Genomic DNA, 26,543 nt, shown 5'->3' with positions numbered 1-26,543 from the left:
GATACGTAACGGGGGCATGGTGGGCGGTCGGTGGGTGCGGCGGTGAGGCGGGGCGGGCGTCAGCCCTTGGTGCCGCCGGCCGTGAGACCGGTGACGAGGTTCTTCTGCACGAGGTAGAAGAACACGGTCACGGGTATCGCGATCAGCACCGCGGTGGCCGCCATGTAGTTCCACTGGGCGTCGTGCTCGCTGACGAAGGTCTGGAGGCCGACGGCGAAGGTGTACTTGGAGTCGTCCAGCAGGAAGGTGGTCGCGAAGGCGACCTCGCCGACGGCGGTGATGAAGTTGTAGAACGCGGCCACGGCCAGGCCCGGCCGGGCCAGCGGCAGGATGAGCCGGAAGAAGGTGCCGAAGGGGCTGAGCCCGTCCACGCGTCCGGCCTCGTCGATCTCGAAGGGGATGGTGTCGAAGTACCCCTTGAGCAGCCAGGCGCTGTACGGCACGGCGGTGGAGCAGTTGATGATGATCAGCGCCCAGTAGGTGTCGATGAGACCCAGCTCGCTGAAGATCTCGTACATCGGCACGATCAGGATGGCGATCGGGAAGGCCTGCGTGAGCAGCAGGACCCACATCAGCTGCTTGTAGCCGGGAAAGCGCATGCGGGAGACCGCGTAGCCGGTGGTGGCGGCGACGAAGACACCGATGAACGTCGTGCCGAGGGCCACGATCATCGTCGACTTGAACCAGTCGAGGAACCCGGTGTGCTCCAGCACGAAGCTGTAGTTGGAGAAGCTGAACTTGCCCGCGATGTCGGCCGGGTGCAGGTAGTCCTCCTTGTCCGGGCCGAGGGACAGGTAGAACAGCCAGGCCACCGGGGCCAGGGCGATCAGGCTCGCCACGGCGAGGCCGCCGTGCAGCAGGGCGGCGCCGGCCGGGCCGCGCTCGCCGCGCCGGCGCACGCGGCTCCGGGGCGCGGCGGCGGGGGCCGGGGCGGTCTCGGTCTTGTCCAGGGTCGTGGTGCTCATGGCGGCGGCTCCTGCGGCGTCAGACGGCGAGCTGGTCATTGCGCTTCAGCCAGCGGAAGTAGAAGGAGGTGAAGACGGTCAGGATCGACAGCAGCAGCACGCCGTACGCGGCGGACTGGGCGAAGTCGCGCGGCTGCTGGCCGAAGCCGAGCTGGTAGGCCCAGGTGACGAGGATCTGGGCGTCCGGGGCGGAGTTCTTGCCGAACAGCAGGAAGATGATGACGAACTGGTTGAAGGTCCAGATGATGCCGAGCAGCACGACGGTGGAGCTGACCGAGCGCAGGCCGGGCAGGGTGACGTGCCGGAAGCGCTGCCAGGCGCTGGCGCCGTCCATCTCGGCGGCCTCGTAGAGCGAGGAGTCGATGGACTGGAGTCCGCCGAGCAGGGACAGCATCATGAACGGCACACCGCACCAGGTGTTGACCATGATCGCGGAGAACCGCTGCCAGAAGGTGTCCTCCAGCCACTCCGGCTGCGGCAGGTGGAGCGAGCCGAGGATCTGGTTGAGCACGCCGGAGTCGGCGAGCATGATCCGCCAGGAGAAGACGGTGACGAAGGTCGGCACGGCCCACGGCAGGACGAGCAGCAGCCGGTAGACGGTACGGCCGCGCAGCTTCTGGTTGAGCATGAGCGCGAGACCGAGACCGATGCCGTAGTGCAGGGCGACGCAGGCGGCCGTCCAGAACACGGTCCACAGGAAGTGCGACCAGAACCGGTCGTACGCCGTCGGGCCGAACAGGATGTCCCGGTAGTTGTCCAGGCCGATGAACTTGTAGGTGGCGTCGATGTGGTTGACGCCGATCGTGCGCGCCGAGTTCAGGCTGTTGGCGTCGGTGAGGGTGAGGTAGAAGCCCCGCACCAGCGGGTAGCCCACGAGGACGCCGAGGACGACGACCACCGGGGCGATCATCGCGTAGGCGTACCAGTACTTCTGGAAACCGTTTCGGACGCGCTGCCCCAGCCCGGGCCGAGGCGCGCGGTCACCGCGGCGCTTGCCGGTCGCGCGGTCGATGGCGACTGTCATGGTTCGACACCTTCAAGAGATCAAGGGGTTGGGCCGGGCACAGGGCGGTGGCCGTCGGATCCTTCCCCCCGTTCTCCCAGGAAGGATCCGACGGCCACGCGGGCTCACTTGCTGAAGCCGCTCACCAGCTTGGAGATGGCCAGCTCGGCGTTGCCCAGGCCCTTGTCCAGCGACTCCTTGCCGCTGGCGACCTTGGGCAGCTCGGTGTCGAGCGGACCCCACAGGGAGCTGTACTCGGGCAGCGCCGGGCGGGGCTGGGCGGCGGCGAGGACGCCCTGGTAGCCGGCGATGCCCGGGTCGGCCTTGACCTTGTCGGTGTAGGCGTCGGAGCGGGTGGGCAGGGTGGAGTTCTTCAGGGCGATGGTCTCCTGGGACTGCGCCGAGGTCATGAACTTGACGAACTTCAGCGCCGCCGCCTGGTGGGCCTTGTCCGAGCCGGCGTAGACCGAGAGGTTGTGGCCGCCGGTCGGGGCGCCCGCCTTGCCGGTGGAGCCGGCCGGGACGGTGGCGATGCCGAGGTTGGACTTGTCCTGGAAGGCGCTGCCCTTGTAGAAGTTCGTGATCTCCCAGGGGCCCTGGATGATCGCGGCGACCTTGCCGTTGACGAACGCGTCCTGGATGTGGGCGTAGGCGTCGGCGGTGGCGTCGGCCTTGTGCAGGCCCTTGCCGGAGAACAGGCTCAGCCAGGTGCCGTAGCCCTTCTGGGCGGCGGGCGAGTTCACGGTGATCTTCTTGGCGGCGGCGTCGACGGTGTCGGTGCCCTCGCCGTAGAGGAAGGGCTGGGCGTAGTAGGCCTGGGTGGAGCCCCAGTAGCCGTCGACCTTGGCCTTGTCCTTGATCTTGGCGGCGTCGGCCTTCAGCTCGTCCCAGGTCTTGGGGGCCTCGGTGATGCCGGCCTTCTTGAACAGGGCCTTGTTGTAGACCAGCGCGAGGGTGTCGGTGACCAGCGGCACGCCGTAGGTCTTGCCCTCGTACTGGGCCTGCTTGATGAGGTTCGGCTCGAACTTGCCCTGGTCGGCGAGGGCCTCGGTGCCGTCGAGGGGCAGGAAGAAGCCCTTCTTGGCGAAGGCGGGGGTCCAGCCGACCTCCGAGCGCAGCACGTCCGGGGCGCCCTTGGCGCCGGCCGCGGTGTCGAACTTGTTCTGCGCCTGGTCGAAGGGGACGTTGACGTACTTGACCTTGACGTCCTTGTTCGCAGCCTCGAACTGCTGGATCAGGGCCTTGTACGTCGGCGCCTCATTGGTGGCGTTGGAGGTGTCCCACCAGGTGATGGTGACCGGGCCGTCCGACTTTCCGCTGTCGCTGTCGCTCCCGCCGCACGCCGTCGCCGTCAGGGCGAGGGACGCCACCAGCGCGGAGGCCGCTATGCCACGCCGCATGAGTTCTCCTTGAGGGTTAAGCCCGAGTGGTACAGGGGACGGTCCCGTCCGCCCCTGCGACTTGCCGACTGCGCCGTTGCCGCGGCCGGGCGACTGGGAACGTAACAGCCATGTAAGCGTTGCGAAAGACCTTGCAGAAAAAAAGTGCAAGGCGACACGATGGTTACCCCGTCGTGACCAGTCGTCGACCGTGGCGCGACCCCGTGGTGCGGGCGTTGAGCGGCGATGACGGCACCTGTGCAAGACTTGCAAGCTCTTGCCACCAAGAACCCCGAGGGAGCGCGATGACGCAGCAACCCACGGCAGGCCGTACGCCCGCCCGCGCCCGGCGTCCGGCCGGTGTGCAAGGAGAGATACGACCGGTACAGTCCGGTGCCGTGACCACACGGCTTGCCGACATCGCTGCGCAGGCGGGGGTGAGCGAAGCGACCGTCAGCCGGGTCCTCAACGGGAAGCCGGGAGTCGCCGCCACCACCCGCCAGTCCGTGCTCGCCGCGCTGGACGTGCTGGGCTACGAGCGCCCGGTACGGCTGCGGCAGCGCAGCGAGGGCCTGGTGGGCCTGATCACGCCGGAGCTGGAGAACCCGATATTCCCGGCCCTGGCCCAGGTCATCGGCCAGGCGCTGACCCGCCAGGGCTACACGCCGGTGCTCGCCACGCAGACCCCGGGCGGGTCGACCGAGGACGAGCTGACCGAGATGCTGGTGGACCGCGGGGTCGCCGGGATCATCTACGTCTCCGGGCTGCACGCGGACACCACCGCCGACATGCAGCGCTACGAGCGGCTGCGCGCCCAGGGCGTGCCGTACGTGCTGGTGGACGGGTTCTCGCCGAAGGTGCAGGCGCCGTTCATCTCCCCCGACGACCGGGCGGCGATGTCGCTGGCGGTCACGCACCTGGTGTCGCTGGGGCACACCCGGATCGGGCTGGCGCTCGGACCGAAGCGGTTCGTGCCCGTGCAGCGCAAGATCGAGGGCTTCGTCCGCGCGGTGCAGGACCAGCTGGGGCTGCCCGCCCAGACCGTCGAGACGGAGCTGGTCCAGCACTCGCTGTACACCCTGGAGGGCGGTCAGGCGGCGGCGACGGCACTGATCGAGCGGAACTGCACGGCGGTGGTCTGCGCCAGCGACATGATGGCGCTGGGCGCGATACGGGCGGCCCGGCAGCGGGGCCTGGAGGTGCCCCGGGACGTGTCCGTGGTCGGGTTCGACGACTCCCCGCTGATCGCCTTCACCGACCCGCCGCTGACCACGATCCGCAAGCCCGTCCCGGCCATGGGGCAGGCGGCGGTGCGCACGCTGCTGGAGGAGATCGGCGGGACACCGGCACCGCACAGCGAGTTCGTGTTCATGCCGGAACTGGTGGTGCGCGGTTCCACCGCTTCGGCGCCGAATGTCCTCCGTACGTCGTAGAAGGTGCGCCGCGGACCCGACCTTGGGATGATCGGCCGAGGAAGCCTTGTCTGGCAGACTCTGTGCCTATGAGTGACTCGACCGTGACAGAGCCGGAAGGTCGCGAGGAGGTGGCCGTTCCGCGGGCCGTCACGGGCGAGGTCCCACGCGGTCCGCTGGGCCGGCTGCGGCGGCCGAGGCGGCCCCGGCTGTGGTTCGAGATCCTTTTGATCGCGGTGAGTTACTGGACGTACTCACTGATCCGCAACGCCGTACCGGAGCAGCGGTCCGCGGCGCTGCGCAACGCGGACTGGATCTGGCGCACCGAGCACGCGCTGGGCATCGCCGTCGAGCAGTCGGTCAACCACGCCGTCAACTCGGTGACTTGGCTCATCATCGGGATGAACTACTACTACGCCACACTGCACTTCGTCGTCACCATCGGGGTGCTGGTGTGGCTCTACCGATGGCATCCCGGCCGCTACGCGGCGGCCCGGCTGGTGCTGTTCGCGACCACGGGCGTGGCCCTGGTCGGTTACTACCTGTTCCCGCTCGCGCCGCCCCGGCTGATGCGCGGCGGGCGCTTCGTGGACACCGTGATGGCGCACCACACCTGGGGCTCGATGGCCTCCGGCGACCTGAAGCACATGTCGAACCAGTACGCGGCGATGCCGTCGATGCACATCGGCTGGTCGCTGTGGTGCGGCCTGACGGTCTTCGCGCTGGCGTCGGTGCCGTGGGTGCGCGTGCTGGGGCTGCTGTACCCGACGGCCACCCTGCTGGTGATCGTCGCCACCGCCAACCACTTCTGGCTGGACGCGGTGGGCGGTGTGCTCTGCCTGACCTTCGGGTTCACGGTGGCCCGGGTGTGGTACGGCAGCCTGCCGCACGCGCTGCCCCGGCTGGTCCCGGCCCGGACCCCCGCGCCCGCTCAGGCCCTGTCGCCGTAGAACAGCTCCTCCACCACCGTGCGCGCCCGGCGCGTGGTACGGCGGTACGCGTCCAGCATGTCCCCGGCGTGCCCGGCGCCGTACCCCAGGTAGCGGCCCACGGCGGCCAGCTCGCGCGGCTCGGTCGGGAAGGTGTCCCCGGCCCGGCCGCGGACCAGCATGACCGCGTTGCGCACCCGGGTGGCCAGCACCCACGCCTCGTCCAGGATCTCCGCGTCCTCGGCGGACAGCAGCCCGGCCTCGCGGGCGGCGGCCAGGGCCTGGCGGGTGCGGGTGGTGCGCAGGCCCGCCTCCTGGTGGCCGTGGCGCATCTGGAGGAGCTGGACCGTCCACTCCACGTCGGACAGCCCGCCGGGGCCGAGCTTGGTGTGCAGCTTGGGGTCGGCGCCGCGCGGCAGCCGCTCGGACTCCATGCGGGCCTTCAGCCGGCGGATCTCGCGGACCCCGTCCTCGGTGAGGCCCTTGGCGGGGTAGCGCAGCGGGTCGATCAGCTCCACGAACCGGCGGCCCAGGTCCGCGTCGCCGGCGACCGGCTCGGCCCGCAGCAGCGCCTGTGACTCCCAGACCAGGGACCAGCGGCGGTAGTACGCCTCGTACGACTTCAGGGTGCGCACCAGCGGGCCCGACTTGCCCTCCGGGCGCAGATCGGCGTCGATGAGCAGCGGCGGGTCGGCGCTGGGCAGCTGGAGCAGGCGGCGCATCTCGGCGACGACCCTGTTCGCGGCGGCCGACGCCTCGTGCTCGTCCACGCCGTCCTGCGGCTCGTGCACGAACAGCACGTCCGCGTCGGAGCCGTAGCCCAGCTCGTGCCCGCCGAAGCGGCCCATCCCGATGATCGCGAACCGGGTGGGCAGGGTGTCGCCCCAGCCCTCCCGGACCACCGCGCGCAGGGTGCCCGCCAGGGTCGCCTTGGTGAGGTCCGAGACGGCCGCGCCGACCCGGTCCACCAGGGCGCCCTGGTCGGCCTCGGCGGGGCTGGTCTCGGTGCCGTAGGAGCCGACGATGTCGGCGGCGGCGGTGCGGAACAGCTCGCGGCGGCGGACGCCACGGGCCGCGGTGACACCCTGCGCGGCGTTCTCCGCGCGGCCCACGGCCGCCAGGATCTCCTGCTCCAGCGCGGCCCGCTGCCGCGGCGCGAGGCCACCGCCGAGCGCCGTTGGGCCCGCTCCGCTGCCGTCGCCCAGCAGGGCCACCGCCTCGGGTGCCCGCATCAGCAGGTCGGGGGCGAGGCGGCCCGCCGACAGGACGCGGGCCAGGTTCTCGGCCGCCGCGCCCTCGTCCCGCAGCAGGCGCAGGTACCAGGGGGTCTTGCCGAGCGCGTCGGAGACCTTGCGGAAGTTCAGCAGGCCGGCGTCCGGGTCGGCGGAGTCCGCGAACCAGCCGAGGAGGACCGGCAGCAGGGTCCGCTGGATCGCCGCCTTGCGGGTCACGCCGGAGGCCAGGGCCTCCAGGTGGCGCAGGGCGGCGGCCGGGTCGGCGTAGCCGAGCGCCACCAGGCGTTCACGGGCCGCCTCCGGGCGCAGCCGGGCCTCGCCGGGGGCCAGTTGGGCGACCGCGTCGAGCAGCGGGCGGTAGAAGAGCTTCTCGTGCAGCCGGCGTACGACGCCGGTGTGCCGCTTCCACTCGCGGTTCAGCTCGGCCACCGGGTCGGCGCGCAGGCCCAGGGAACGCCCCAGGCGGCGCAGGTCCGGCTCCGCCTCGGGCACGAGGTGGGTGCGGCGCAGGCGGTAGAGCTGGATGCGGTGCTCCATGGAGCGCAGGAAGCGGTACGCCTCGTCCAGGCGGGCGGCGTCCTCGCGGCCGACGTAGCCGCCCGCGGCGAGGGCCGTCAGGGCGTCCAGGGTGGTGCCGCTGCGCAGGGCGGGGTCGGTGCGGCCGTGCACCAGCTGGAGGAGCTGGACGGCGAATTCGACGTCCCTGAGGCCGCCGGGGCCCAGCTTGAGTTCGCGGTCGATCTCGGCCGCGGGGATGTTCTCCACCACCCGGCGGCGCATCTTCTGCACGTCCGCCACGAAGTTCTCGCGGTCCGCCGCCTTCCAGACGAGGGGTTCGAGGGCGTCGACGTACGCCTGGCCGAGCGCCGCGTCCCCGGCCACCGGGCGGGCCTTGAGCAGGGCCTGGAACTCCCAGGTCTTCGCCCAGCGTTGGTAGTAGGCGAGGTGGCTGCTGAGGGTGCGCACGAGGGGGCCGTTGCGGCCCTCGGGGCGCAGGTTGGCGTCCACCGGCCAGATGGAGCCCTCGACGGTGGTCTCCGAACAGATCCGCATCAGGTGCGAGGCGAGTTTCGTCGCGGCCTTCAGTGCCTGGGGTTCGGGGACGCCCTCGGCCGGCTCCGCCACGAAGATCACGTCCACGTCGGAGACGTAGTTCAGCTCGTGGCCGCCGCACTTGCCCATCGCGATCACCGCGAGGCGGCAGGCGGCGGCGTCTTCCGGGGCCGCGCGTTCGGCGAGGGACAGGGCCGCGCGGAGCGTGGCGGTGGCCAGGTCGGCGAGCTCCGCTGCCGCCTCGGCGACGTCCGTGGTGCCGCAGACGTCGCGGGCGGCGATGGAGAGCAGGCAGCGGCGGTAGGCGACGCGGAGCGAGACCGGGTCGGCGGCCTCCGCCAGGCCGCGCTCGAACTCCGCGACACCCGGGTGGAGGTCGTGCGGCTCGTAGGTGACCAGGGCCTGCCAGTCGCCGGGGTGGCGGGCGAGGTGGTCGGCGAGGGCGGCGGAGGCGCCGAGGATGCCGAGCAGGCGGTCGCGCAGGGGCTTGGCCGCGATGAGGGTGTCCAGCAGTTCCCGGTGGGCGGTGGGGGTGGGCTGGGCCTCCAGGAGGCGGACCAGGCCGTGCAGGGCGAGGTCGGGGTCGGCGGTGGCGCCGAGGGCTTCGAGGAGGACGGGGTCGTCGCGGACGGGGGCCAGTTCGGGGCCGTCCAGGAGGCGTTCGGCGGCGGAGGGGTCGGTGAAGCCGTGCCGCAGCAGACGGGTGAAAGTGCTGCTCCTGCGCCCCGGCGTCATGTCCGTGGTCTCCCCTCGGATCCGCTGTCGTCCTGGCCAGAGCCTAACCGGAGGGGGCGGGGGGTGGCGGGTCGCGGTACGGGGACTTCCGGGGGCGGGGCTTCGGGGGGGGCGGGTGGGGGGTGGCGGGTGGCGGGTGCCGGGTGCCGTGCGGCGGCTTGGGCGGGTGCGGGTGGGGAGGAGCGCCGGGGCGGGGCCCGTGCCGGGTCCCGTGCCGGGTGGCGGGTCCCGTGCCGGTGGCGGGTCCCGTGTCGGGTGGCGGGCCCCGTGCCTGCGGCGGCCCGTGCGGGTGGGGCGTGGCTCGGGTCGCGCCTGCCGTGGGGTGAGGGTCGGGGCCGCGCCGGGTGGTGTCCGTCCTCGGTCCGGCGGACTGTTACTCCTGTGGTGCCGGGGTTTTCGCCGGCCGCTGCGGGCGGACACCACCCGACACGTCCCCTTCCCGCCGTGGGCGGCTGCGGGTCGTCGCGCGAGCCCCGGACTCCGCCGATCCTGCCCCGCCAGCCGCGGGTCGCGTTTCCTGTCACGCCGGGCGCGGGTACCGGGCGTCGTGGACTTCCGCACGAGCCCCGGCCTCCGCCGGTCCTGCCTCGTCAGGCCCCGCCGTGTGCGGGTGGGGGGTGGAACGGCGCTGCTGGTGGGGGAGGTTCGTCGTCAGGAGGTCGTGCAGGGTCTGGGCCGCGCTCGGGGCCGCGTCTCCGCAGCAGTTGTTGAAGAGGACGTGCACCTCTTCGGCCTGGGCGGCTGCCTGGCGGATGGGGGGCAGCCAGGCGGAGAGTTCCTGCTCGGTGTAGGTGTGGCGGAAGCGGTCCTCCTTCGTGCCCGTTCCCCAGTGAGGGCTGCGGCCGTGGAAGCGGATCAGGTGCAGGTGGGGGGTGGTGACGGGGGCGGGGGGCGGGGCGTCGGGGGTGTCCGTGGCCACCGCCGTCGCGTTCAGGTCGCCGAGGAACGCCGCCGTACGGGCCGCCTGGGCGGGGTGCCACCAGGCGGGGTCGCGGAACTCGACGGCGAACGGCCAGTCGTGGGCGCGTTCGCGGGCCGTGCGGATGAAGGCCTCGGCCTCCGGGCCGGGGGTGAGGGAGGGCGGGTACTGGAAGAGGAGGGTGCCCAGGCGGCCGGCGTCGCGGAGGGGGGCCAGCGCTTCGGCGTAGCGGGTCCAGACCTCCGTGCGCAGGGCCTCGTCGCGGGGGTGGTCGCGTAGGTCGGGCGGCAGGGTGGCGGGGCGGGTACGGTGGCCGGTGAGCAGGGAGAACGCCTTGACGTCGAAACGGAAGCCGGGAGGCGTGCGTTCGGCCCAGAGGGCGGTCGTGCGCGGGGCCGGGAGGGCGTAGTACGGGGAGTCCGCCTCGACGAGGGGGAAGCGCGTGGCGTAGTGGCGTAACCGCTTCTCGGCGTCCCGGTGGCCGGGTGGGTACCAGCCGCTCCGGAGCAGCGCCGGGTCGGTCCAGCCGCATGTGCCGATGAGGATGTCCGCCATGCGGGCGTGGGTACCCGCCGTTCACCGGGTTTTCACCCGTGGGGTTGGCCGACGTGGGCCGCGGGCACATTGGCGTGAGCATGCTCTGTCCGCACCGCCAGCCGCCCATCCCTACCCGGAGGTTGATGTGTCCGGCAGTTCCGTGTACCGCCGTGCCCGCGCCGTCGTGGCGTCCGCGGCCGCCCTCGCCGCAGCCGCGGTCGGACTGTGGACCGGACTCGGCGAGGGGTCCGCGCACGCCGCGGGCGCCGTGCCCAGCCCGGACCACGTGGTCGTCGTGGTCTTCGAGAACCATGCCTACAGCCAGGTCATCGGCTCCTCCAGCGCGCCGTACATCAACTCGCTGAAGGCGGGGGGTGCCAACCTGACCCAGTCGTACGCCGAGACCCACCCCAGCCAGCCGAACTACTTCGCGCTGTTCTCCGGGTCGACGCAGGGGATCACCGACGACAGCTGCTACACCCCGGGGTTCTCCTCGGCGCCCAACCTCGCGTCCGAGCTGATCGCCGCCGGCCGCACCTGGGCCAGCTACAACGAGACGCTGCCGAGCCAGGGCTCCACGACGTGCAGCAGCGGCACCTACGCCCGCAAGCACAACCCCTGGTTCGGGTTCAGCAACGTACCGACGTCGACCGCCAAGACGTTCGCCCAGTTCCCGACGGACTACTCGACGCTGCCGCAGGTGTCGTTCGTGGTGCCGAACCTGTGCAGCGACATGCACGACTGCTCGGTGTCCACCGGTGACACCTGGCTGAAGAACAACCTGGGCGCCTACGCGACCTGGGCCAAGACCCACAACAGCCTGCTCGTCGTCACCTTCGACGAGGACAACCGGCTGAGCGGGAACAAGATCCCGACCGTGTTCTACGGGCAGCCCGTCGCCGCCGGGTCCAGTTCCTCGACCACGTACAACCACTACGACCTGCTGCGCACCCTGGAGGACACCCAGGGCCTGACCACGCACGCGGGCAACGCGGCCTCCGCCAAGGACATCACCGGGATCTGGGCGTCCTGACGTGTACGTAGCGGACAGCCGTACGAGTACGTCCGCTCAGGGTGCCGTCCGGCCTTCGGCCGGGCGGCGCCGTGCGGCCCTCGCGCCGACCGTGCTCGCGCTGGGGACGGTGAGCCTGGTCACCGACGTCTCGTCGGAGATGGTGACGGCGGTGCTGCCGTTGTACCTGGTGACCGGTCTGGGTCTGTCGCCGTTGGGGTTCGGGCTGCTGGACGGCGTCTACAACGGGTTCTCGGCGCTCGTGCGCCTGGTGGGCGGGCACTTCGCCGACCGGGGCGGCGGGCGGCACAAGTGGGTCGCCGGGCTGGGGTACGGCATCTCGGCCGTGTGCAAGCCGCTGCTGCTGGTGGCGCACGCGCTGACCCCGATCGGGCTCGTGCTCGCCGCCGACCGGACCGGCAAGGGGCTGCGCACGGCGCCCCGGGACGCGCTGATCTCGCTCGCCAGTACGCCGGAGACGCGCGGGCGGGCCTTCGGGGTGCACCGGGCGATGGACACGGCCGGGGCCCTGCTCGGGCCGCTGGTGGCGTTCCTGATCCTGCGGGCCACCGTCGACGGGTACGACGCGGTGTTCACCGTGAGCTTCTGCGTCGCCGTGCTGGGCGTCCTGGTGCTGGTGCTCTTCGTGCCGGGCGGGCGGGGTGACGCGGGCCCGGTCGAACGGCCGACTCTCCGCGCGGCCCTCGCCCTGCTGCGCGGCCGTGATCTGCGCCGGATCACCGTGTGCGCGCTGCTGCTGGGCCTCGCCACGGTCAGCGACTCCTTCGTCTACCTGCTGCTCCAGCGCCGCCTCGGCGTCCCCGACCGCTGGTTCGCGCTGCTGCCGCTCGGCACGGCCGCCGCCTTCCTGCTGCTCGCGGTGCCGCTCGGCCGGCTCGCGGACCGGGTGGGCCGCTGGGCGGTGTTCCTGGCCGGCCACGGCGCCCTGCTCGCCGTGTACGCGCTGCTGCTCACCTCCTGGCACGGCACGGGCCTGCCGTACCTCGTGCTCGCCCTGCACGGCGCCTTCTACGCCGCCACCGACGGGGTGCTGATGGCCGCGGCCTCGGACAGTGTGCCGGAACGGCTGCGCTCCTCCGGGCTGGCCGTCGTACAGACCGGGCAGGCGCTGACCCGGTTCGCCTGCTCGCTGCTGTTCGGCGCGGCCTGGACGGTGTGGGGCGACCGGGCGGCGCTGGCGGGCGCGGCGGTGGCGCTGGCCGCGTGCGCCGCGTTCTCCCTCACCCTGCGCCCGAAGGGAACGGTGCCCGCATGACCGTACGCACCCGCATCCTGATCCTGGTCTCCACCGCCTGTGTGCTGGCGGCGGTCGGGCTGGCGTCGGTGCTGCACGCCTCCGCGCGGGCGGACCGCCGGGACCACGCGCAGGCGGGCGGGCCGAGTGTCACGCCGGGGACGGTGACGCTGCGCGAGCCGGGGCGGCTGGTGTTCCGGAACATGGCGTGGGGGCCGCACCGCGACGAGCTGACCAGCGTCCCGGCGTCCGCGCCGGACGCGCCGCGCACCGCGTCCGGCCTCAAGTGCCTGCGGTTCTACGCCGCCTCGGGCACCGGCGTGTGCCTCCAGGCCGTGCACGGGCCCGTCTCGGACACCTACCGCGCGCTGATCCTGGACGCGCGCCTGCGGACCGTGGACCGCTACGACGTGCCGGGCGTCCCCTCCCGCGCCCGGGTCTCCCCCACCGGGCACTTCGCCGCCTGGACGGCGTTCGTGGGCGGCGACTCGTACGCCGGGACGGACTTCTCCACGCGCGCGGCCATCGTGGACACCCGCGACGGGAAGCTGATCCCGTCCCTGGAGTCCTTCCGGATCGTCAAGGACGGGCGTCCGTACCGGGCGGCGGACGTCAACTTCTGGGGGGTGACGTTCGCGGCCGACGACCGCACGTTCTACGCGACGCTGGCGACCAAGGGGCGGACGTACCTGGTCCGCGGCGACCTGCGCCGCCGTACGGTCACCACGCTGCACGCCAACGTGGAGTGCCCGTCCCTGTCGCCGGACGGCACCCGGGTCGCGTACAAGAAGCGGGTCGCGGGGCTGCCGAAGGACGCGCCCTGGCGGCTGTACGTCCTGGACCTGCGCACGATGCGCGAGACCCCGCTCGCCGAGCCGCGCAGCGTGGACGACCAGGCGGTGTGGAAGGACGCCCGCACCCTCGTGTACGCGCTGCCCGGGGACTACGGCGCCGACCTGTACGAGGTCCCGGCGGACGGCTCGGGACGGCCGCACCGGATCAGCTCGGCGGCGGTGTCACCGGCGTACCTCGGCTAGGCCGTTTCCTGTGTCGTCGGCTGACGCCCAGACGCGGCGCACCGGGTGGCGGCGGCGATGGCCACAACGCGGTCACGGGGCGGCGGCCCGGACCGCCCTGGCCGGCACGCACCGCCACGCGAGGCCCGCCGCCAGCAGGTAGGCGAGGGCGCCGACGGCCATGGCGAGGCGCACCCCGGAGCCGTAGTCGGCGCTGGTCGCCAGCAGGCTGCCGCCGAGTGCGACGCCGGTGGCGCTGCCGATCTGGCGGGTGGTGTTGAACAGGGCGGAGGCGGCTCCCGCGTACGCCCGGGGCGCGGCGCCCATCACCGTGGTGGTCGAGCCGGTCAGGGCGAAGGACGTGCCGAAGCCGGCGGCCGTCATCGGGGCCACCAGCAGCGCGTAGGCCGGGTCGTTCCCCGCCGCGGCCCAGCCGGCCAGCCCGAGGGCGCCCAGGAGCATGCCGGCGACCACCAGCGGGCGGTCCCCGGTACGGCGGGTCAGGCGCCCGGACAGGACGGAGGCGAACATGGTCACCGCCACGGCCGGGAACAGCGCCAGCCCGGTCCGCAGGGCGCTGTAGCCGCGCTCGTGCTGGAAGTACAGGCTGGCGGTGAACACCATGCCGTAGAAGCCGAGGTTGAACAGGAGCCCGACGACGGCCGCTCCGCCCATCGCCGGTGAGCGCAGCAGTTGCGGCGGGAGGGCCGGAGCGCGGGCGAGCCGCTCACGCAGCGCGAACCCGGCCACGGCCAGGGCCGCCAGCCCCAGCCCGGCGAGGACGGCCGGGTCGGACCAGCCGCGCCGTCCGGCCTCGTTCAGGGCGGCGGTCAGCAGGGTGACGGACGCCACCACGGCGGCCTGGGCCGGCCAGTCCACGGCACGGTCCGGGTTCCGCGGCGAGGGCGCGACGTACCGCGCCGTCAGGGCCAGGCAGGCCGCGCCGACGGGCACGTTGACGAGGAACACCCACCGCCAGCCCGCGGTGGACACCAGCAGCCCGCCCAGCAGGGGCCCGGCGGAGGCGGCGATCCCCGCCATCGATCCCCACAGCCCGAAGGCGCGCGAGCGGGCCGCCGACTCCGGGTAGGCCTCCTGGAGCAGGGCGAGCGAGCCGGGAACGATCAGCGCCGCGCCGAGCCCTTCGACCAGCCGGGCGGCGACGAGGGCCGGGGCACTGGGCGCGCCCGCGCACGCGGCCGACGCCACGGTGAACAGCGCCACGCCCGCGCAGAAGACCCGCCGGTTGCCCAGCCGGTCACCGAGCGCACCGCCCGTCATCAGGAACCCGGCGAGAACGAGGGTGTAGCCGTCGGTGATCCACTGGATGCCGGTGAGCGAGGCCCCCAGCTCACGGCCCACCGCGGGCACGGCGACATTGATGATCGTGACGTCCAGGATGACCATGAAGTACCCGGCGCACACGGCGAGCAGCGGTGCCACAGGCGCATGCTAGGGCCGGGCGGACGCCGGATCGACGACCTCGGGTGCGTGTTCACGACCGCGGGGGCCGACGGTCCGCGACCGTCGGCCCCGTCCGCCGCATCAACGGCAAGTCTCTGACCTGCCCCTACAGCACCGGCAGGTTCTTGCGCAGCTCGAACGCGGTGACCTCGGAGCGGTACTCCTCCCACTCCTGCTTCTTGTTCCGCAGGAAGAAGTCGAAGACGTGCTCGCCGAGGGTCTCGGCGACCAGGTCGCTGCCCTCCATGAGGGTCAGGGCCTCGCCGAGGTTCTGCGGGAGGGGCTCGATGCCCATGGCGCGGCGTTCGGCGTTGGAGAGGGCCCAGACGTCGTCCTCGGCGCCCGGCGGGAGCTCGTAGCCCTCCTCGATGCCCTTCAGGCCGGCGGCGAGGAGGACGGCGTAGGTCAGGTACGGGTTGGCGCCGGAGTCGATGGAGCGGACCTCGACGCGGGCCGAGCCGGTCTTGCCGGGCTTGTACATCGGGACGCGGACCAGGGCGCTGCGGTTGTTGTGGCCCCAGCAGATGTAGGACGGGGCCTCGCCGCCGGCGCCGGCGGTGCGCTCGGAGCCGCCCCAGATGCGCTTGTAGGAGTTCACCCACTGGTTGGTGACCGCGGAGATCTCCGCCGCGTGCCGCAGCAGGCCCGCGATGAAGGAGCGGCCGACCTTGGAGAGCTGGTACTCGGCGCCGGACTCGTAGAAGGCGTTGCGGTCGCCCTCGAAGAGGGACAGGTGGGTGTGCATGCCGGAGCCGGGGTGCTCGGAGAACGGCTTCGGCATGAACGTCGCCTGCACGCCCTGCTCCAGCGCCACCTGCTTCATGACCAGCCGGAACGTCATGATGTTGTCGGCCGTGGAGAGCGCGTCGGCGTAGCGCAGGTCGATCTCCTGCTGGCCCGGCGCGCCCTCGTGGTGCGAGAACTCCACCGAGATGCCCATCGACTCCAGCATGGTGATCGCCTGGCGGCGGAAGTCCATGCCGACGTTGGTCGGGGTGTGGTCGAAGTAGCCGGAGTTGTCGGCGGGGGTCGGGCGGGAGCCGTCCAGCGGGCGGTCCTTCAGCAGGAAGAACTCGATCTCCGGGTGGGTGTAGAAGGTGAAGCCCAGGTCGGAGGTGCGGGCGAGGGCACGCTTCAGGACGTACCGCGGGTCGGCGAAGGACGGCGAGCCGTCGGGCATGAGGATGTCGCAGAACATGCGGGCCGTGCCGGGGGTCTCCGCGCGCCACGGCAGGACCTGGAAGGTGGACGGGTCCGGCTTGGCGATCATGTCGGACTCGTAGACCCGGGCGAAGCCCTCGATGGCGGAGCCGTCGAAGCCGATGCCCTCGTCGAAGGCCTGTTCCAGCTCGGCGGGGGCCACGGCGACGGACTTGAGGAAGCCCAGCACGTCCGTGAACCACAGGCGTACGAACCGGATGTCACGCTCCTCCAAGGTCCGGAGCACGAACTCCTGCTGCTTGTCCATCTTCCGCTTCCCCATCCTTGCTGGTCAGGCCGCCTGTCCCCCGTACCACGGGAGGCGGTCGGGCACCTGAGCATCCCACCACAACACCATTTCACGCGCGTTGCGGACCTTGATCGCCCGAGCATCCTCGCCCTGAACGCCTCCCGTACGGCAGGTGTACTGCGCTCTCGCCCCATCTTGCCTGCTCGGACCGGCATCCGTAATGGCCGGTCCGCTTCCCCGCGTGACCGACACCACGCCCGTTAAATTTGCATCCCAGATGCAAGTTTTCATAGCGTGTTGATCAGCCGAGTTCTCCGAGGAGTCCCGATGCTGACCGAGCAGTCCGCAGCCACCGTCCGCGCCACCCTGCCCGCCGTCGGCGCGGCGATCGGCGAGATCACCGAGCGCTTCTACGCCCGCCTCTTCGACGCCCACCCCGAACTGCTGCGCAACCTCTTCAACCGGGGCAACCAGGCCGCCGGCACCCAGAAGCAGGCCCTCGCCGGGTCGATCGCCGCCTTCGCCACGCACCTGCTGGACCACCCGGACCAGCGGCCGGACGCGATGCTCGGCCGCATCGCGCACAAGCACGCCTCCCTGGGCGTGGCCCCCGAGCAGTACGACGTCGTCCACGAGCACCTCTTCGCCGCCATCGCCGAGGTCCTCGGCGAGGCCGTCACCCCCGAGGTGGCCGCCGCCTGGGACGAGGTGTACTGGCTGATGGCGAACGCCCTCATCGCGATCGAGAAGCGGCTGTACGAGGAGAGCGGCGGCCCCGGCCTGCGTGCCTGGGAGGTCGTCGAGCGCGTCGAGGAGACCGCGGATGTCGTCACCTTCCGACTGCGTCCGGCCGACGGCGGCCCGGTGGCCGGCTTCCGCGCCGGGCAGTACGTCTCCGTCGGCGTCACCCTGCCCGACGGCGCCCGGCAGATACGGCAGTACAGCCTGACCGGGGCACCGGGCGAGGCGGTGCGCCAGATCAGCGTCAAGCGCGTACGGGGCGGGGCGACGCCGGACGGCGAGGTCTCCCACCACCTCCATGCGCGCGTGCGGCCCGGTGACGTCCTGGAGCTGTCCGAGCCGTACGGCGACCTCGTGCTGGCCGGCACCCCGGACACGCCCCTGCTGCTCGCCTCGGCGGGCATCGGCGTGACCCCGATGATCGCGATGCTGGCCGACCTCGCGGCCGGCGGCCACCGCGCCCCGGTCACCGTCGTGCACGGCGACCGCTCCCCCGCCGACCACGCCCTGCGCGCCGCCCACACGGCGTACGCGGAGAAGCTGCCCGACGCCACCGCGCACTTCTTCTACGAGCGCGACGCCGAGCCCGGCACCCGGACCGGCCTGGTCGACCTGACCGGCATCGCCGTACACCCCGGCACGCGCGCGTACCTGTGCGGCCCCCTCCCCTTCATGCGCGCGATCCGCACCCAGCTGATCGAGAAGGGCGTCGCCCCGGCCGACATCCACTACGAGGTCTTCGGCCCGGACCTCTGGCTGGCCCAGGGCTGAACGCGCCGAGGGGGCGCGGGGAACGGCGCGACCGGCCACAACGACGCGGCACACGCCCGACGACCTCACACGGCCGGTCACACCGCGTTCGGCCCCGACCTGGCGGCCGACACAGACCTGAGCGCCCCAAAGGGGCGCGGGGAACTGCGCGACCGGCCACAACGACGCGGCACACGCCCGACGACCTCACGCGGCCGGTCGCGACGCGTTCAGTCCAGCCCCGGCCGCCGGGAGATCCCCAGCAGCAGCGGCCCCGTCGGCTCGGCGACGAGGTCCCCGATCGTGACGGAGTCCAACGCGGCGAAGAACGCCTCCTGGGCCCCGCGCAGAGCGCCCCGCAGGCGGCAGCCGGAGCGCAGGGGGCAGGCCGGCGTCCCCTGCGTCCCCTCGCAGTCCACCACGTCACCGTCGCCCTCGAAGGTCCGCACGACCGCGCCCACCGACGCGGCGCGGCCCCGCTCCGTGAGCGCCAGCCCGCCGCCCCGCCCGCGCCGGGCGTCGACCAGGCCCAGGTGCTGGAGTTCGGCGACGACCTTCGCGGCGTGCGTGTAGGGCACGTCCATGTCGGCGGCGACCTGACGGGTGGTCGGGGTGGAGTCGGCGACGACCGCGAGTCGCATCAGGACGCGCAGGGCCAGGTCGGTGGAGCGCAGCAGCCGCATACCGCGAGCGTAAATAATGCGCATCCCGGCTTCAAAATATCCGTTCCCGTGCCCTCCCTACGTCAAGGGCGACCCCCCGGCATTACGATCAGCGGGCCCCACCGTCCACGTCCCCCTTCCCCAGAAGGACACGCCTCATGGGTTCCGGCAAGAACAGCAGCACCGCGGCGCGCAAGGCGCGCATCGAGGAGATGCGGCGCGCGGAGCGTGCCCGCGAGCGCCGCAACCGGGTGCTCACCATCACCGCCAGCGCGGTGGTCGTCGTCGGTCTCGTCGTCGGCGGTGTGGTCCTGGTGAAGACGCAGGGCGACTCCGGCAAGGACCAGGCGACGCCGAGCGGTGACGCCAAGGGCTCCGGGGACTCCGGGAAGTTCACCACCGGCGCGGACGGGGTGAAGACCTGGTCGGGCAAGCTGTCCCGGACGCATGTGACGACCAAGGTGTCGTACCCGATGCACCCGCCGGTCGGCGGCAACCACAACCCGGTCTGGCTGAACTGCAACGGCGACGTCTACACCAAGGCGGTGCCGGAGGAGAACGCCGTGCACTCGCTGGAGCACGGCGCGGTCTGGGTGACGTACACGGACAAGGCGGCCAAGGCCGACGTCGACGCGCTCGCGGCGAAGGTGAAGAAGACGCCGTACTCGCTGATGAGCCCGTACGAGAACCAGGACGCCCCGCTGATCCTGTCGGCGTGGGGCCACCAGGTGGCGGTGAAGAGCGCGAAGGACCCGGAAGTGGACAAGTTCTTCGCCACGTACGTGCAGGGTCAGCAGACGCCCGAGCCGGGCGCCTCGTGCACCGGCGGGGTCATGAAGTGAGGCGGCAGCACATCGGCTGGGTCGCCGGGGCCGCGGCGGCGGTGCTCGTCGCGGCCGGTGCGATCACCTACGCGGTCGCCGAGGAGACCGGCGGATCGGACCCGAAGACGCCGAGCGCACAGTCGGCGGACGCCGGGTTCGCCCGGGACATGGCCGTCCACCACCAGCAGGCCGTCGAGATGTCGTACATCGTGCGGGACCGCACGAAGGACGAGGAGGTGCGGCGGCTCGCCTACGACATCGCGCAGACGCAGGCCAACCAGCGCGGCATGCTGCTGGGCTGGCTGGACCTGTGGAACCTGCCGAAGGTGTCGGCCGACCCGCCGATGACCTGGATGGGCATGGGCGGCATGGCCTCCGGCAAGGACGGCGCGCTGATGCCGGGGATGGCCACGAACACCGAGCTGAAGAAGCTCCAGTCGCTCAACGGCAAGCAGGCCGAGATCCTCTACCTCCAGCTGATGACGGCCCATCACAAGGGCGGCATCCACATGGCCGAGGGCTGTGTCGCCAAGTGCACGGTCGGCGTGGAGAAGCGGCTCGCGCAGGGCATGGTCGACGCGCAGCAGTCGGAGATCGAGCTGATGGCCGGAATGCTCAAGGAGCGGGGCGCGCAAGCCCGTTCGTAACACCGCCGTAAGGATGAAACGGTCAAACCGCCCTCCGTGGTGGTTACTTGAGCTTCTCTTGACTTTCACGTTCCCCTCGCATGAACGGTTCATCGCAAGAGTGGCCCCCATCGTGTGATCCACTCGCCGGCCGACACCGCCGCGGGCCGGTGCGCGCCTCCACGACGTGCCAACCACTACATGCATGCGAACCGCATCGCAGGGGGTTCTATGAGATCCAACCGCGCCACCGTGCGCGCCGGTGTGAGCATGGCAGCGACGCTGCCCATGATCGCCGGTGCGCTGGCGCTGGGCATACCCGCGGCACACGCCGCGGACAGCCCCGCTCGTGACGTACTGAAGGGCACCAAGCCGCTCTGGGCCACGGCCAAGGCGGACAAGGGCGCGACCTCGGACAAGGCCCAGGTCAAGGCCCGCGTCTACCTGGCCGGCCGGGACGCGGCCGGACTCGCCGCCTACGCCAAGGCGGTGTCCGACCCCAGCTCGCCCCTGTACGGCAAGTACCTCAGCGCCAAGAAGGCGCAGGCCCGCTTCGGGGCCACCAAGGCCCAGGTGACCGCCGTCACGTCCTGGCTGAAGGCGGCCGGTCTGACGGTCACCGCGGTCACCCCGCACTACGTCGCCGTCTCCGGTGACGTGGCCGCCGCCGAGAAGGCGTTCGGCACCCAGCTCCACAACTACGCCAAGGGCTCCAAGACCTACCGCGCCCCGGCGCGCACGGCCTCCGCCCCGGCCACCCTCAAGGGTGCCGTGCTGACCGTCACCGGCCTGGACAACGCCCCGCACAAGGCGAACCACGACGACCAGCTGCCGCCCCCGGACGCGGTCTTCAAGAACGCGGGCCCGTTCTCCTCGTACTACGGCTCGAACGTCGCGACGACGCTCCCCGACGCCTACGGCCAGAAGATCCCGTACGCCGTCAAGGGCTACACCGGCAAGCAGCTGCGCGCCGCGTACGGCGCCGGCACGTACACCGGCCACGGGGTGCGCATCGCGATCACCGACGCGTACGCGTCCCCGACGATCGCCTACGACGCCGGCACGTACGCCGTGAAGAACGGTGACGCGGCCTGGAAGACCGGCCAGCTGCACCAGGTGCTGCCGAAGAACTACACCAAGACCGAGGAGTGCGGGGCCGCCGGCTGGTACGGCGAGGAGACCCTGGACGTCGAGGCGGTCCACGCGGTCGCCCCGAACGCCGACGTCACCTACGTGGGCGCGGCCTCCTGCTACGACGACGACCTGCTGGACTCCCTCAGCAAGATCGTCGACAGCCACCTGGCCGACATCGTCTCCAACTCCTGGGGCGACATCGAGGCCAACCAGACGCCGGACCTCGCGGCGGCCTACGACCAGGTCTTCCAGCTGGGCGCGGTCCAGGGCATCGGCTTCTACTTCTCCTCCGGTGACAACGGCGACGAGGTCGCCAACACCGGTGTGAAGCAGGTCGACACCCCGGCCAACTCCGCCTGGGTCACCGCGGTCGGCGGCACCTCGCTGGCCGTCGGCAAGGGCGACAAGTACCAGTGGGAGACCGGCTGGGGCACCGAGAAGGCCACGCTGGCACCCGACGGCAAGAGCTGGGTCGGCTTCCCCGGCGCGTTCACCTCGGGCGCGGGCGGCGGCACCAGCAAGACGGTCGCCGAGCCGTACTACCAGAAGGGCGTCGTGCCGAACGCGCTGGCCACGGCCAACAGCGCCTCCGGCAACCGCGTCGTCCCGGACATCGCGGCCATCGCCGACCCGAACACCGGCTTCCTGGTCGGCCAGACCCAGACCTTCCCCGACGGCACCGAGCAGTACAGCGAGTACCGCATCGGCGGCACCTCGCTGGCCGCGCCGGTCATCGCGGCGGTCCAGGCCCTGGCCCAGGAGGCCCGCGGCGGCAAGCCCCTCGGCTTCGCCAACCCGGTGATCTACGCCAAGTACGGCAAGAAGGGCGTCTTCCACGACGTCACGGACAACCCGACGGGGTCGGGCCTGGCCGTGGCCCGCGTCGACTACGCCAACGGCTTGGACGCCGCCGACGGCCTGCTGACCTCGGTCCGCAGCCTGGGCAAGGACAGCTCGCTGACCGCGGTGAAGGGCTACGACGACGTGACCGGGGTCGGCTCACCGGCCAACGGGTACGTGGAGTCGTTCCGGCGGTAAGTGTCTGAGGTTCGCTCAGTTGAAGGGGCGTGGGGTGCCGGGCACCTCACGCCCCTTCGGCTTCAGGGTGCCTTGAGCGCGGTGATGAAGGGGGTCCAGGCGGTGGGGGGGAGGAGGAGGACGGGGCCGTGGGGGGACTTGGAGTCGCGTACGGGGATGAGGTTGGGGATGTTGTGGGCTACTTCGACGCAGTCGCCGCCGCCCGCGTTGCTGTAGCTGCTCTTCACCCAGAGCGCGTCACTCAAGTCGATCCGCTTGCTTGCCATTTCGGTAATCCTCTGCCGCTGATTTGATCATGGCCAGGGACGCCTTCGGCGATAGTGCGACGGCCCTGAGCTGATCGTACGACCAGCGGTACTGCGCCACGAGGGCCGGATCATCGATGGTGTCACCGCTGTGCAGCGCCTCCGTATAGAACAGCGGCGGGGCATCAGCAAAGGTCATGATCTTCGCCGGACCAGTCATGAGCGGATGCGCACCGATCCTCCGCAGGATGAGCTGAGGAGTGATACGGCGCCGCTCAGCCAACTCCACGATGCGGTCGAGCTGCTCCGCCATCTCGGGCGGCGGCAGGATCGGGTCGGTGATCAGTGACTCGTGCAGGATTGCCCAGTACTGCGGGGTCCGGTGGTCCAGATCGAAGAGCTCGGCACGGGCCATTCGGCCGCTGACCTTCTCCTCGACCTCCTCGTCAAGGGACAACGGGAAGCCCGCCAAGATCACGGCTCGGGCGTAGGCCGCAGTTTGGAGCAGCCCAGGAATGAGGATCGGGCACCACTCCTCGATGGTCAGGGCATACTTCTCGGCCTCCAAGACCTTCTCGAAGTACGCGGCATGCCCACCCCTCTTGGCCTTCCGCACATCCTCGCAACGGCGCTCGAAGAAGCCGTCGGTGTCCAGCACTCGATCCGCATGCCGGGCAAGGTCGAGCGGCATCCGTCGCTCCCCATGCTCGATATCGCTGAGGTACGTCTTGCCGTAGAAGCTGCCCTCAAGGAACGCCTCCAACGACAGGCCGGCCGCCTCCCGCTTCCACCGCAACTCCTTGCCGTAGAAGGTCGGGACGCTCATCGAGCCGTCAATGTCCTTGCCCCGAGCCACCGCTCACTCTCCTCCGCTGCCCTGGTCGCGAACGCGAAACCTCTTCCACGGTAGCGAGCGCGGCGACAGTCTGTGAGGCGTTCGTCACACACAGCACAGAAGGTTGCCGCCCCTCATGTCCGACCGCTCCCCCACCGCCTACGACGTCACGCTCTGCGTCGAGGACCTCCGTGCCGCGCTCGCCCTGCACGGCATCACGCTCCCCTCGCTCCGGGTCGACCTGCCGAGCTTCGCGGGTACGTACGCCCCGCCCGCCGGACTCGTCACGCTCGGGAACTGCAACACGGCCACGGCGCGGGCTCTCGCCGCCGTGCTGAGGAAGGCGGCGGCGGAGTGATGACGCTGCTGGAACTGCACCTGCTGGCCACGCCGAAGGCCGCGCCGGAACTGCGCCACCACCTCCGCGCGCACGGCTTCGACGTCCGCCTGTGTGCGACGGAGCTGCTGACGAACGTCATCGACCACCTCGGCGAGGGAACACCGGTGACGGTCCGGGTCGGGGGTACGGCGGTGGGGAACCGTACCCGGATCGAGGTGACCGATCCCGACCCGCGCGCGTTGCCCGTCCTGCTGTCGGCTGGGGAGACGGCGGAGTCGGGGCGGGGGTTGGCTCTCGTGGACGCGCTGGCCGAGCGGTGGGGGGTGGAACAGGGGCCGGACCGGAAGACGGTGTGGTGCGAGCTGAGGAACTGACCGTCGGGCCGCCCGCTTCTCGGCCAGTGTCGGGCTTCCGCGAGGTGAGTCAAGGGCGCGTTCCGCGTCGCCTTCGGCGATGGGCCTCCGGCCCACCCTTGACACACCTCGCTCCAGCCCGGGGAAGAAGCGAGCGGGCGGCCGGGGGAAAGTGGCCCCCTCACCGGCACCGGTCCCTGACGCCAACTGCGTCCACACCGTCGGAAGGGGACGCGACCGCGCCTCGCCAGCACGCCGGGTGGGCTCGGCGGCGAACGGTGGGTGGGGGGTGGGCTCAGGGCTGTTGTACCGCGAGTCCGGGGCAGTGACGCCGCATCGCGTCCAGGACCGCCTCGGGCCGCACCGGCAAGGTGTTCACGGCCATGCTGGCCGGACCGAAGCCGAGCCGTGCGTTCATGGAGGCGGTCCTGCGGACGAGCTCGGGCGCGCGGGCCAGGTAGGCGTCCGGATCGTGCAGCACCAGCTCGATGAACCGCTGCGAGGTGTTGCGTACCCGCTGCTCGCGTATCCGCACGACGGCTATCTCGTCCCAGCCGAACCGGCCCAGCCGCACGTGGTCCACTCCCGCGTCGTCCAGCACCAGTTCCGGTCGGTCGCGGAGCAGGCGCTGGATGAAGAGCACCGAGCAGAACCCGAAGAAGAGGACGGCCAGCGCCCCCGTCACGGTCATCTTCACGGTGCTGTGGGCGACCAGGAAGACGATGCCCAGCGCGACGAAGACCAGGGACCCGGCCAGCATGGCCCACGCGCGTCCCTTGGCGAGCGGGAAGACCGTCGGGGGCAGTGGAGCCGCTTCGTCGATCACGGGCAGACCATAGGACCAGAGCCCTAGCCAATGGAACCGGGTGATTGGCGGATTTGGGCCACGTGACCGCGTACCCGCCCTTCTGACCTGCACTTCGGCTGCGCCCCTTGGCACAATTCCGCCAATCACAGCCTGCGGGGACCCAACCGCCCGCCCACCCCAAGCCGCTAAGCCCACCCGGCGTCCATGCGAGGCGCGGACGCGCCCCACCCGCCACCCGCAGCCGCTGAACCCACCCGGCGTGCAGGCGAGGCGCGACCGCGTGACCCTCCCGACGGCACGCACCCAGTCGGCCTGGGGGCCTGTTGCCGCTGGGGCCACCGCTGTTTCGGGCCGCTCGCTCGCTTCTTCCCCGGGCTGGAGCGAGGTGTGTCAAGGGTGGGCCGGAGGCCCATCGCCGAAGGCGACGCGCAGCGCCCTTGACTCACCTCGCGGAAGCCCGACACTGGCCGGGAAGCGAGCGGACCAACGGTCACCTTCCCAGCTCAGGCGGGTGCAGCAAGCCGTACTGGGGTGTCGGTGGGCCCCCTCAGCGGTACACCGCCCCCGAGCGCTCCGCCTCCGCCTCCGGCACGTGGGCCGTGATCACCCGTCCCGCCGACGGAGTCTCCCGGCGGCGGTCCACCGCGTACGCCACGCCTGCCACGCCCAGGCCCAGGACGGCCAGGGCCGCTCCCGCGAGTGCCGGGGACGTCGTGCCGAGGCCGGCCGCCAGGGCGAGGCCGCCGATCCAGGCGCCGCCCGCGTTGGCCAGGTTGAACGCCGCCTGGTTGGCCGAGGAGGCGAGGGAGGGGGCCGCCGACGCCTTCTCCATCACCATGAGCTGGAGCGGGGAGCCGGTGACGAACGCCGCCATGCCCAGCAGGGTGACCGCCAGGGCCGCGCTCCACTCCGCCCGCATCAGCAGGGGGAAGAGCACCAGCACCGCGCCCAGGGACGCCAGGCCGCCGAAGAGCGTGCCGCGCAGGGAGTGGTCGGCGAGCCGGCCGCCCAGCAGGTTGCCCGCCGTGGCGCCGACGCCGAAGAGGGCCAGGAGCAAGGTCACGCTGGAGTCGGCGTAGCCCGCCGCGTCCGTCAGCATCGGGGTGACGTAGCTGTAGGCCGCGAAGAGCGCGCCGAAGCCCGCGACCGTCGTACCGAGGGCCAGCCAGACCGGCACCGACTTCAGGGCGGCCAGTTCGCCGCGCAGGCCCGTCGACGTGGCCGCGTGGTTCCGGTCGTGCGGGATGAGGAGGGCCAGGGAGGCGATCGCCGCCAGGCCGATCACGCTCACTCCGAGGAACGTCGCCCGCCAGCCCAGGTGCTGGCCCATCAGCGTGGCGACGGGGACGCCCGCGATGTTGGCGACGGTCAGGCCGAGGAACATCAGGGACACCGAGCGGGCCTTGCGCTCCGGGGGAACCATCGCCGTGGCGACGACCGCGCCGACGCCGAAGAAGGCGCCGTGCGGCAGGCCGCTGAGGAAGCGGGCGGCCAGCAGGGAGCCGTTGCCGGGGGCGAACGCCGACAGGGCGTTGCCCGCCACGAACAGGGCCATGAGGGAGATCAGGACCGTGCGGCGGGACATCCGCGCGGTCAGGGCGGCCAGCAGCGGGGCGCCGATGACGACGCCCAGCGCGTACGCCGAGACCAGGTGGCCGGCGGCGGGGATCGAGATGTGCAGGTCGTCCGCGACGTCGGGCAGGAGGCCCATCATCACGAACTCGGTCGTACCGATGCCGAAGGCGCCCACGGCGAGGGCGAGCAGGGCCAGGGGCATGAGGGACCTTTCAGAGAGCGGAGTGCCGTACAGAGTCGAGTCTCGC

At 71.7% G+C, this 26,543-nt stretch carries 23 protein-coding genes; 11 read left to right on the top strand and 12 right to left on the bottom strand.

The window, feature by feature from the left end:
* Nucleotides 1-59 precede the first annotated feature (59 nt).
* The 3 genes from AQJ11_RS18775 to AQJ11_RS18765 all read right to left on the bottom strand — a co-directional run bounded on the left by AQJ11_RS18775 (nucleotide 60) and on the right by AQJ11_RS18765 (nucleotide 3,368).
* Nucleotides 60-965 carry a sugar ABC transporter permease gene (locus AQJ11_RS18775; RefSeq protein WP_014672323.1) on the bottom strand — a complete coding sequence of 302 codons (906 nt, stop codon included), beginning with the start codon at nucleotides 963-965 and terminating at the stop codon, nucleotides 60-62.
* 19 nt (nucleotides 966-984) lie between these two features.
* Entirely contained in the window at nucleotides 985-1,989 is a 1,005-nt protein-coding gene (locus AQJ11_RS18770; protein ID WP_014672324.1) for a carbohydrate ABC transporter permease, read from the bottom strand.
* A 104-nt stretch (nucleotides 1,990-2,093) separates the two neighbouring features.
* Complete coding sequence (locus AQJ11_RS18765; protein WP_058080298.1) at nucleotides 2,094-3,368, bottom strand: extracellular solute-binding protein; 1,275 nt, start codon at nucleotides 3,366-3,368, stop codon at nucleotides 2,094-2,096.
* A gap of 377 nt (nucleotides 3,369-3,745) precedes the next feature.
* Here AQJ11_RS18765 and AQJ11_RS18760 point away from each other — a divergent pair, with 377 nt between their 5' ends.
* Nucleotides 3,746-4,780: a LacI family DNA-binding transcriptional regulator gene (locus tag AQJ11_RS18760; protein WP_041665130.1), complete on the top strand. Its 1,035-nt coding sequence runs from the start codon at nucleotides 3,746-3,748 to the stop codon at nucleotides 4,778-4,780.
* A gap of 68 nt (nucleotides 4,781-4,848) precedes the next feature.
* A complete protein-coding gene (locus tag AQJ11_RS18755; protein ID WP_107112838.1) occupies nucleotides 4,849-5,709 on the top strand; it encodes a phosphatase PAP2 family protein in 861 nt (286 codons plus the stop codon).
* Here AQJ11_RS18755 and AQJ11_RS18750 read toward each other — a convergent pair.
* Nucleotides 5,691-8,711, bottom strand: coding sequence for a bifunctional [glutamine synthetase] adenylyltransferase/[glutamine synthetase]-adenylyl-L-tyrosine phosphorylase (locus AQJ11_RS18750; RefSeq protein ID WP_059263811.1), 3,021 nt, complete (start codon nucleotides 8,709-8,711; stop codon nucleotides 5,691-5,693). The two genes, AQJ11_RS18755 and AQJ11_RS18750, sit on opposite strands and share 19 nt — an antisense overlap.
* Before the next feature lie 520 nt (nucleotides 8,712-9,231).
* Nucleotides 9,232-10,185 (bottom strand): DUF72 domain-containing protein, encoded by a 954-nt coding sequence (locus AQJ11_RS18745; protein WP_014672329.1) that lies wholly within the window; start codon nucleotides 10,183-10,185, stop codon nucleotides 9,232-9,234.
* Nucleotides 10,186-10,312: 127 nt separating this feature from the next.
* Here AQJ11_RS18745 and AQJ11_RS18740 point away from each other — a divergent pair, with 127 nt between their 5' ends.
* From AQJ11_RS18740 to AQJ11_RS18730, 3 genes are read left to right on the top strand one after another with little or no spacing between them, the layout of a single operon-like run.
* Nucleotides 10,313-11,200, top strand: coding sequence for an alkaline phosphatase family protein (locus AQJ11_RS18740; RefSeq protein WP_014672330.1), 888 nt, complete (start codon nucleotides 10,313-10,315; stop codon nucleotides 11,198-11,200).
* A gap of 1 nt (nucleotide 11,201) precedes the next feature.
* Entirely contained in the window at nucleotides 11,202-12,455 is a 1,254-nt protein-coding gene (locus AQJ11_RS18735) for an MFS transporter (RefSeq protein ID WP_208616561.1), read from the top strand.
* Nucleotides 12,452-13,471, top strand: coding sequence for a TolB family protein (locus tag AQJ11_RS18730; RefSeq protein ID WP_059263810.1), 1,020 nt, complete (start codon nucleotides 12,452-12,454; stop codon nucleotides 13,469-13,471). Before AQJ11_RS18735 ends, AQJ11_RS18730 begins: the two co-directional genes overlap by 4 nt.
* Nucleotides 13,472-13,543: 72 nt before the next feature.
* Here AQJ11_RS18730 and AQJ11_RS18725 read toward each other — a convergent pair whose 3' ends face one another.
* Nucleotides 13,544-14,893 carry an MFS transporter gene (locus tag AQJ11_RS18725; protein ID WP_059263809.1) on the bottom strand — a complete coding sequence of 450 codons (1,350 nt, stop codon included), beginning with the start codon at nucleotides 14,891-14,893 and terminating at the stop codon, nucleotides 13,544-13,546.
* Between the two features lie 127 nt (nucleotides 14,894-15,020).
* Nucleotides 15,021-16,382 (bottom strand): type I glutamate--ammonia ligase, encoded by a 1,362-nt coding sequence (gene glnA, locus AQJ11_RS18720; RefSeq protein WP_014672334.1) that lies wholly within the window; start codon nucleotides 16,380-16,382, stop codon nucleotides 15,021-15,023.
* A gap of 309 nt (nucleotides 16,383-16,691) precedes the next feature.
* Here glnA and AQJ11_RS18715 point away from each other — a divergent pair, with 309 nt between their 5' ends.
* Nucleotides 16,692-17,876 carry a globin domain-containing protein gene (locus AQJ11_RS18715; protein WP_059263808.1) on the top strand — a complete coding sequence of 395 codons (1,185 nt, stop codon included), beginning with the start codon at nucleotides 16,692-16,694 and terminating at the stop codon, nucleotides 17,874-17,876.
* Between the two features lie 209 nt (nucleotides 17,877-18,085).
* Here AQJ11_RS18715 and AQJ11_RS18710 read toward each other — a convergent pair whose 3' ends face one another.
* Nucleotides 18,086-18,538, bottom strand: a complete 453-nt coding sequence (locus AQJ11_RS18710) for an RrF2 family transcriptional regulator (protein ID WP_058080306.1) — start codon at nucleotides 18,536-18,538, stop codon at nucleotides 18,086-18,088.
* Nucleotides 18,539-18,675: 137 nt separating this feature from the next.
* On the opposite strand from AQJ11_RS18710, the gene AQJ11_RS18705 reads away from it, so the two are divergent.
* The 3 genes from AQJ11_RS18705 (at nucleotide 18,676) to AQJ11_RS18695 (ending at nucleotide 22,139) form a co-directional block, all read left to right on the top strand.
* The gene (locus tag AQJ11_RS18705; RefSeq protein WP_014672337.1) at nucleotides 18,676-19,359 is read left to right on the top strand and encodes a DUF3105 domain-containing protein; all 684 of its coding nucleotides are present in this window, start codon (nucleotides 18,676-18,678) and stop codon (nucleotides 19,357-19,359) included.
* Nucleotides 19,356-19,988, top strand: a complete 633-nt coding sequence (locus AQJ11_RS18700) for a DUF305 domain-containing protein (RefSeq protein ID WP_059263807.1) — start codon at nucleotides 19,356-19,358, stop codon at nucleotides 19,986-19,988. Before AQJ11_RS18705 ends, AQJ11_RS18700 begins: the two co-directional genes overlap by 4 nt.
* Before the next feature lie 210 nt (nucleotides 19,989-20,198).
* Nucleotides 20,199-22,139: a S53 family peptidase gene (locus tag AQJ11_RS18695; protein WP_059263806.1), complete on the top strand. Its 1,941-nt coding sequence runs from the start codon at nucleotides 20,199-20,201 to the stop codon at nucleotides 22,137-22,139.
* Nucleotides 22,140-22,201: 62 nt separating this feature from the next.
* Here AQJ11_RS18695 and AQJ11_RS18690 read toward each other — a convergent pair whose 3' ends face one another.
* Nucleotides 22,202-22,405, bottom strand: coding sequence for a DUF397 domain-containing protein (locus AQJ11_RS18690; RefSeq protein WP_058080308.1), 204 nt, complete (start codon nucleotides 22,403-22,405; stop codon nucleotides 22,202-22,204).
* Complete coding sequence (locus AQJ11_RS18685) at nucleotides 22,377-23,240, bottom strand: helix-turn-helix domain-containing protein (RefSeq protein WP_244218293.1); 864 nt, start codon at nucleotides 23,238-23,240, stop codon at nucleotides 22,377-22,379. Before AQJ11_RS18685 ends, AQJ11_RS18690 begins: the two co-directional genes overlap by 29 nt.
* Before the next feature lie 115 nt (nucleotides 23,241-23,355).
* On the opposite strand from AQJ11_RS18685, the gene AQJ11_RS49835 reads away from it, so the two are divergent.
* Both AQJ11_RS49835 and AQJ11_RS49830 read left to right on the top strand, forming a co-directional pair.
* Complete coding sequence (locus tag AQJ11_RS49835; RefSeq protein WP_014672342.1) at nucleotides 23,356-23,577, top strand: hypothetical protein; 222 nt, start codon at nucleotides 23,356-23,358, stop codon at nucleotides 23,575-23,577.
* Entirely contained in the window at nucleotides 23,577-23,933 is a 357-nt protein-coding gene (locus AQJ11_RS49830; RefSeq protein ID WP_167360864.1) for an ATP-binding protein, read from the top strand. Before AQJ11_RS49835 ends, AQJ11_RS49830 begins: the two co-directional genes overlap by 1 nt.
* A 274-nt stretch (nucleotides 23,934-24,207) precedes the next feature.
* Here the strand turns inward: AQJ11_RS49830 and AQJ11_RS18670 are convergent, their stop codons facing one another.
* Together AQJ11_RS18670 and AQJ11_RS18665 are read right to left on the bottom strand one after the other, a co-directional pair.
* Entirely contained in the window at nucleotides 24,208-24,738 is a 531-nt protein-coding gene (locus tag AQJ11_RS18670; RefSeq protein ID WP_244218292.1) for an STM3941 family protein, read from the bottom strand.
* A gap of 529 nt (nucleotides 24,739-25,267) precedes the next feature.
* The gene (locus AQJ11_RS18665) at nucleotides 25,268-26,497 is read right to left on the bottom strand and encodes an MFS transporter (RefSeq protein ID WP_014672345.1); all 1,230 of its coding nucleotides are present in this window, start codon (nucleotides 26,495-26,497) and stop codon (nucleotides 25,268-25,270) included.
* Between the last annotated feature and the right edge of the window lie 46 nt (nucleotides 26,498-26,543).

It is taken from the genome of Streptomyces corchorusii (assembly GCF_001514055.1).
GTDB lineage: Bacteria > Actinomycetota > Actinomycetes > Streptomycetales > Streptomycetaceae > Streptomyces > Streptomyces olivaceoviridis.
The sequence above is the reverse complement of the archived record's forward strand: the minus strand, read 5'-3'. Positions and strand labels throughout refer to the sequence as shown.

What these genes read in the sequence shown, in the direction of transcription:
- AQJ11_RS18770 (WP_014672324.1), bottom strand. Translation starts at nt 1,989, where the DNA reads ATGACAGTCGCCATCGACCGCGCGACCGGCAAGCGCCGCGGTGACCGC.
- AQJ11_RS18695 (WP_059263806.1), top strand. Translation starts at nt 20,199, where the DNA reads ATGAGATCCAACCGCGCCACCGTGCGCGCCGGTGTGAGCATGGCAGCG.
- AQJ11_RS18775 (WP_014672323.1), bottom strand. Translation starts at nt 965, where the DNA reads ATGAGCACCACGACCCTGGACAAGACCGAGACCGCCCCGGCCCCCGCC.
- AQJ11_RS18730 (WP_059263810.1), top strand. Translation starts at nt 12,452, where the DNA reads ATGACCGTACGCACCCGCATCCTGATCCTGGTCTCCACCGCCTGTGTG.
- AQJ11_RS18755 (WP_107112838.1), top strand. Translation starts at nt 4,849, where the DNA reads ATGAGTGACTCGACCGTGACAGAGCCGGAAGGTCGCGAGGAGGTGGCC.
- AQJ11_RS18715 (WP_059263808.1), top strand. Translation starts at nt 16,692, where the DNA reads ATGCTGACCGAGCAGTCCGCAGCCACCGTCCGCGCCACCCTGCCCGCC.
- AQJ11_RS18750 (WP_059263811.1), bottom strand. Translation starts at nt 8,711, where the DNA reads ATGACGCCGGGGCGCAGGAGCAGCACTTTCACCCGTCTGCTGCGGCAC.
- AQJ11_RS49835 (WP_014672342.1), top strand. Translation starts at nt 23,356, where the DNA reads ATGTCCGACCGCTCCCCCACCGCCTACGACGTCACGCTCTGCGTCGAG.
- AQJ11_RS18710 (WP_058080306.1), bottom strand. Translation starts at nt 18,538, where the DNA reads ATGCGGCTGCTGCGCTCCACCGACCTGGCCCTGCGCGTCCTGATGCGA.
- AQJ11_RS18690 (WP_058080308.1), bottom strand. Translation starts at nt 22,405, where the DNA reads ATGGCAAGCAAGCGGATCGACTTGAGTGACGCGCTCTGGGTGAAGAGC.
- AQJ11_RS18745 (WP_014672329.1), bottom strand. Translation starts at nt 10,185, where the DNA reads ATGGCGGACATCCTCATCGGCACATGCGGCTGGACCGACCCGGCGCTG.
- AQJ11_RS18665 (WP_014672345.1), bottom strand. Translation starts at nt 26,497, where the DNA reads ATGCCCCTGGCCCTGCTCGCCCTCGCCGTGGGCGCCTTCGGCATCGGT.
- AQJ11_RS49830 (WP_167360864.1), top strand. Translation starts at nt 23,577, where the DNA reads ATGACGCTGCTGGAACTGCACCTGCTGGCCACGCCGAAGGCCGCGCCG.
- AQJ11_RS18765 (WP_058080298.1), bottom strand. Translation starts at nt 3,368, where the DNA reads ATGCGGCGTGGCATAGCGGCCTCCGCGCTGGTGGCGTCCCTCGCCCTG.
- glnA (WP_014672334.1), bottom strand. Translation starts at nt 16,382, where the DNA reads ATGGACAAGCAGCAGGAGTTCGTGCTCCGGACCTTGGAGGAGCGTGAC.
- AQJ11_RS18705 (WP_014672337.1), top strand. Translation starts at nt 18,676, where the DNA reads ATGGGTTCCGGCAAGAACAGCAGCACCGCGGCGCGCAAGGCGCGCATC.